At 61.3% G+C, this 4,707-nt stretch carries 6 protein-coding genes; 3 read left to right on the top strand and 3 right to left on the bottom strand.

Annotated elements, in window-relative coordinates; translation table 11 throughout:
* The 3 genes from AC1DUU_RS23455 to AC1DUU_RS23445 form a co-directional block, all read left to right on the top strand.
* On the top strand, positions 1–335 hold a 335-nt coding region (locus AC1DUU_RS23455; protein ID WP_476785786.1), incomplete at its 5' end, for a dimethylamine monooxygenase subunit DmmA family protein.
* Positions 332–1,297 (top strand): PDR/VanB family oxidoreductase, encoded by a 966-nt coding sequence (locus tag AC1DUU_RS23450; protein WP_476785785.1) that lies wholly within the window; start codon positions 332–334, stop codon positions 1,295–1,297. The genes AC1DUU_RS23455 and AC1DUU_RS23450, both read left to right, overlap by 4 nt.
* Positions 1,298–1,338: 41 nt before the next feature.
* Positions 1,339–2,379: a heme-dependent oxidative N-demethylase family protein gene (locus AC1DUU_RS23445; RefSeq protein WP_476785784.1), complete on the top strand. Its 1,041-nt coding sequence runs from the start codon at positions 1,339–1,341 to the stop codon at positions 2,377–2,379.
* A 61-nt stretch (positions 2,380–2,440) separates the two neighbouring features.
* On the opposite strand, the gene AC1DUU_RS23440 is transcribed toward AC1DUU_RS23445, so the two are convergent.
* The 3 genes from AC1DUU_RS23440 to AC1DUU_RS23430 form a co-directional block, all read right to left on the bottom strand.
* Positions 2,441–2,875 (bottom strand): hypothetical protein, encoded by a 435-nt coding sequence (locus tag AC1DUU_RS23440; protein WP_476785783.1) that lies wholly within the window; start codon positions 2,873–2,875, stop codon positions 2,441–2,443.
* A 154-nt stretch (positions 2,876–3,029) separates the two neighbouring features.
* Positions 3,030–3,716, bottom strand: coding sequence for a helix-turn-helix domain-containing protein (locus AC1DUU_RS23435; protein WP_476785787.1), 687 nt, complete (start codon positions 3,714–3,716; stop codon positions 3,030–3,032).
* A gap of 164 nt (positions 3,717–3,880) precedes the next feature.
* Positions 3,881–4,707 (bottom strand): sugar kinase (locus tag AC1DUU_RS23430; protein ID WP_476785782.1); only part of this gene is annotated, 827 nt, incomplete at its 5' end.

Raw genomic sequence — 4,707 nt, 5'->3', positions numbered from 1 at the left:
ACTGGACGCTCGCCAACGCCCATATGGGCCTGCGCATCTATCTCGCCGGTACCGAAGGCCTGATCGGCCAGATGATGCAGGCAGCGCTCGAGGCGGGCATCGACCCTGTCTCGATCCAGACCGAGCATCGCGGCTCGTGGGCCCGCCGGGTACAATGCGTGCACTGCAAGGGCATCACCGAAAACGTCACCACCCAGCCGGCCACCTGCTCGCATTGCGGCCTGCTGCTGCTGGTGCGCGACCACTATTCCAAGCGCCATGCTGCCTTCCAGGGCGTCTGCATCAATGCCGAGGATCCGACCGAGATCCCTCAGACAGAGGAGATTTTCCGGTGAGCGCGGGAACAAACAAGATTAACGTCACCGTGACCGAAGTGGTCGCGGTAAATGAACTGGTCAAGCGGTTCCATTTCGAGCGTACCGACGGCGGCGACCTGCCAACTTTCTCAGGCGGCGCCCATGTCGTCGTCGAAATGCGCGATGGCGACACCACCAGGCTCAATCCCTATTCGCTGATGAGTTCGCCGCTCACCACGCGCGACTACACCATCTCGGTGCGCCGCGACGATGTCGGCCGCGGCGGCTCGCTGTTCATGCACAACCGCGTCAAGCGTGGCATGGACATGGTGATCAGCTATCCGGTGAACCTGTTTTCGCTCGACCTGCGCGCCAAGAAGCATCTGATGATCGCCGGCGGCATCGGCATCACGCCGTTCCTTGCCCAGACAGCACAACTCGCTTCCACCGGCAGCAATTTCGAACTGCACTACACCTGCCGCAGCGAAGCGCTCGGCAGCTACTCCGATGTCCTGCGCGAACGCTATGGCAAGCGGGTCAACCTCTATCTCGACGAGCGCAACGAACGCATCCCGCTCGAACGCCTGCTCGCCACGCAGCCGCTGGGCACCCACATATATGTCTGCGGCCCCGCCGGCATGATCAAATGGGTGCGCGACATGGCGGCCACCCATGGCTGGCCGGACGACTCGGTGCACTACGAGCATTTCGCGGCACCGCAGCCGGGCACACCGTTCGACGTCAAGCTGGCTGTCAGCGGTCTGGAAATCCGTGTCGGCGAGCAGCAGAGCCTGCTTGAGGCGATCGAGGCCGCGGGCGTCGATCCGCCCTATCTCTGCCGCGGCGGCGTCTGCGGCCAGTGCGAGACCAACGTCATCTCCTATGACGGGACCTTCAAGCACAACGACCATTGGCTGAGCGATGAGGAGCACTGCTCGGGCAAGAAGATCATGCCATGCGTCTCGCGTTTCGAGGGCCGTTCGCTGGTCCTGGAACGGTAGAACACTCAGGGCGCTTGGCGCTCTGAAAGAGGGAGGAATTGATGGGAATTAACTTCAGGAAAGAGACGTTCCGCGACGATTTTACCTTCAGGAACAGTCCGGAAAACGTCAGGCGGTTTCCCTTCCCCTATCACGAAGACGCCTACATGTACTCGGTCAACATCGAGCCGCATGTGCCTGGGCCGAAGAACAGCGTGTTCGAACATCTGATCGATGTCGACGAGCACTATGTTTCGGAAATGCAGGACCGCGCCAAGGTCCTGGCAGAGGATCCGCTGCGCTGCCAGTCGTTGCCGCACATGACGCTCGCCGGCTGGGACCTGCTCGAACTGCTGATGACCGAGAAGGCCAAGAGCTACCCCGAGCACTTCACGCTGACGCGCGACGGCGACCGCTGGCACTGGATCAACCGGCCGCTCGGCATCGACGACACCTTCACCTTCGGCGACGTCTCCACCCTGCCCTACGGACCGATGGAATATATCACCCGCCAGAGTCAGGGCGACTTCGCCATCCTCGACCAGCGTGACGGCAATCTGTGGATGGATGCCGGCATGGTCACCACCCAGGCCGACTGGTCGCTCGATTTCGACATCGGCATGAACTTCTTCGAATGGCATGCCCCAGTGCCGCTGGCGCATGAAAAGGGCATCTTCACCCGCGCCCTCAAGTTCCTGATCAACATCCAGCAGGGCCAGCCGGCTCGGCGGCTGAATTGGACCATGACCATCAACCCGAGGCTCGATACCAGCCCGGAAAACTTCCACAAATGGGGCAGCGACCGCCTCACGGTAACGCCGGAGAATGTCGGCCAGAAGGTGCACCTGCGCGTCGAACTGCAGAGCTTCTTCCGGCTACCGCGTTCAAACGCTCTGGTCTTCCCGATCCGCTGCTATTTGCTCAAGATGGATGAGCTAGTGACCGTGCCCAAATGGGCGCGCCGCTTCCATCGCGTGCTGCGCGACCTGCCGGTGGAACTGGCCGAATACAAGGGCCTGACCCGCTATCGCCCGACTGTCGTCGAATGGCTGTCGAAATATGATGACGGTGCACCGACCTCGCCCGGCTTCAGCCCGGACTAGGTTTTCCGCCCGAGATTTGAAATGCCAAACGCCGCGTGTCCCAGGATGCGTGGCGTTTTGGTTAGGCAGGGTTGTCGTTGTCCAGCGCCTGCCTGGCGGAAGCGGGTGCTTGCCTTCGGTCGCCGGCAAAAAAAGCCCCGCCATTCCGCGACAGTTCGCCTTCTGCAAGGGCCCGCAGGACGCTACTCTTCCCATTGGCCGCTGAACGGAAAGCATCGTCGAACCGGACCGCCAGTTCACTGTCATGCATGTGCAGCAGACGTGGAACCCACTTGCCCTTTCCTGACCAGACGCCTCGGCCCAATAATGTGAGATCGGCGAGGGGTTGATAAAGGCTGGCTGAGATCGCCCGGATTTCAGGCGCGGTGCGATCGCCGTGCAAGTCCTCGATGAGATCTGCGATGATGTAGCGAAGCTCCTTGCTCCGCTTGTCCGTCAGCGGACCTGGACCCTTCAGCATGCGATCGGCTGCATCTTGCTTGAGGTTTTGCGCCAACCCCACGCCGTCTCCGATCGGCCGCCCGATGCTTCACGATTTCCTTGGCAATCGCCAAGGCGCCTTCTGCGGCAGTCTGCACGACCTCTCCTGGTTCARGACACCTTAACCTGGGAAATAGACGCCATACAGAAGTCGATCAAGACCGGACAGCTCAATCGCCGCTGCTGCCCTGCGGGTAGGAGATGATCGAGAGGTAGCGGATCGGTAGTGTCGTCAACTCTTCCGGACCGTGCGGGGCATCGGCATCGAAGAACAGGCTRTCGCCCGSCGTCATGCGGTAGAGGTTRYTGCYRTGGCGGTAAACSACYTCGCCYTCCAGCATRTAGAGGAACTCCATGCCSTCATGCTGGAASRTCGGGAAGACGTCSGAATCCTCCGACAGCGTGATGAGATAGGGCTCGACCACGACACCGGCGGTGTTGGAGCCGATATGGCCCAGCAGATTGTACTGGTGGCCGGCGCGGGTGCCACGGCGCTCGACGTCGACGCCCTCATTCGCCTTGACGAAGACGGCATTGCGCTCTTCTTCAAAGCGGCGAAAGAACGCGGTCAGCGGCACGCCAAGCGCGCGAGATAGCGACTGCAGCGTGGTCAAGGACGGCGAGGTGATGCCGTTTTCGATCTTGGACAGCATGCCGAGGGAAATGTTGGTCATCGCCGCCAGATCGGCGACGGTGATGCCCAGCTTCTTGCGGAAAGCGCGGACCTCGTGGCCAAGCGCCACTTCCAGCACCTTTTCAGGCGTGTCGCGCACCGCATGCGGGTCCTGAAGCAGCGGCACCGGGCGAGCCTTTGCCGCAACGGCAGCCGATACCTTATTGCCGTCGGCATCAGCCACGGCTGACAAGCGGTCTTCCTTCACCCTAGTGATCCCCTGCCACGGCAATTTCGAAAAAACAACATTTCACTAGAGGTAAAGTTATTTTACAAGAAATCAAGTGCCTCCGATCAAAGCAGAGGCAAATTGCACAATGCCGCGGCAATGGCGGGCGACGCGGTTCATCAGGCCAATGCCTGCAACTCGGCAGGCGGCAGCAAGGCACCGTGATGGCCAATAACTGAGGCGGCGACGCGGGCGGCAAATTCGGCGGCGCCGAGATGATCACCGGTCTCGATGTATCTTGCCAGGAAGGCGCCGTTGAAGCTGTCGCCGGCGCCAGTGGTGTCGACCACTTTTTCGGCCACGGCCGACGGCACGAAAGTCTCACTGCCGCCGAAGGACAGCGTAATGCCCTCGGCACCGTTTTTGACAACAAGCTTTTCGATGCCGAGGCCGCGATAGCGGGCGATTGTCGCGCCGATCGAAGCATCACCGAAATAGGTCGCCTCGTCCTCGAAGCTCGGCATGACGATGGCAGCGGCGGCGGCACCAGCGGTGATCGTACGCCGCATGGTCTCCGCGTCATCCCAAAGTCTGGGGCGGATATTGGGGTCAAAGGCCACCAGCTTGCCCRCAGCCCTGGCGCGGTCGAGTTCGACCAGGAGGTTTTTTACCGCCTCGGGCGCGAGGATCGCCAGCGTGATGCCGGAAAAGAAAACCATGTCCGACGCATCGATGGCCGCGCGCAAGGCACCAGTGTCGTCGGCCAAAAGCCGCGCTGCGGAAGCCGAACGCCAGTAGGAGAAGCTGCGCTCGCCGTCCTTGAGATGGATCATGTAGAGGCCGGGGCTGCGCCCAGGAACGCGGCGGACGAAGCTCGTGCCAATTCCGGTGCCTTCGATGAAGGCAAGCATTTCATCTGAAATCGTATCGGTGCCGACCCCCGTGAAATAGTCGACGGCCAAGGCCTTGGGCAGGAAAGCCCTGACATAATAGGCTGTGTTGAAGC

The sequence above is a fragment of the Aminobacter sp. P4_H6_2 genome (genome assembly GCF_056400805.1).
The sequence above is the reverse complement of the archived record's forward strand: the minus strand, read 5'-3'. Positions and strand labels throughout refer to the sequence as shown.

Coding starts and splice junctions, on each gene's coding strand:
- AC1DUU_RS23445 (WP_476785784.1), top strand. CDS start 1,339: ATGGGAATTAACTTCAGGAAAGAGACGTTCCGCGACGATTTTACCTTC.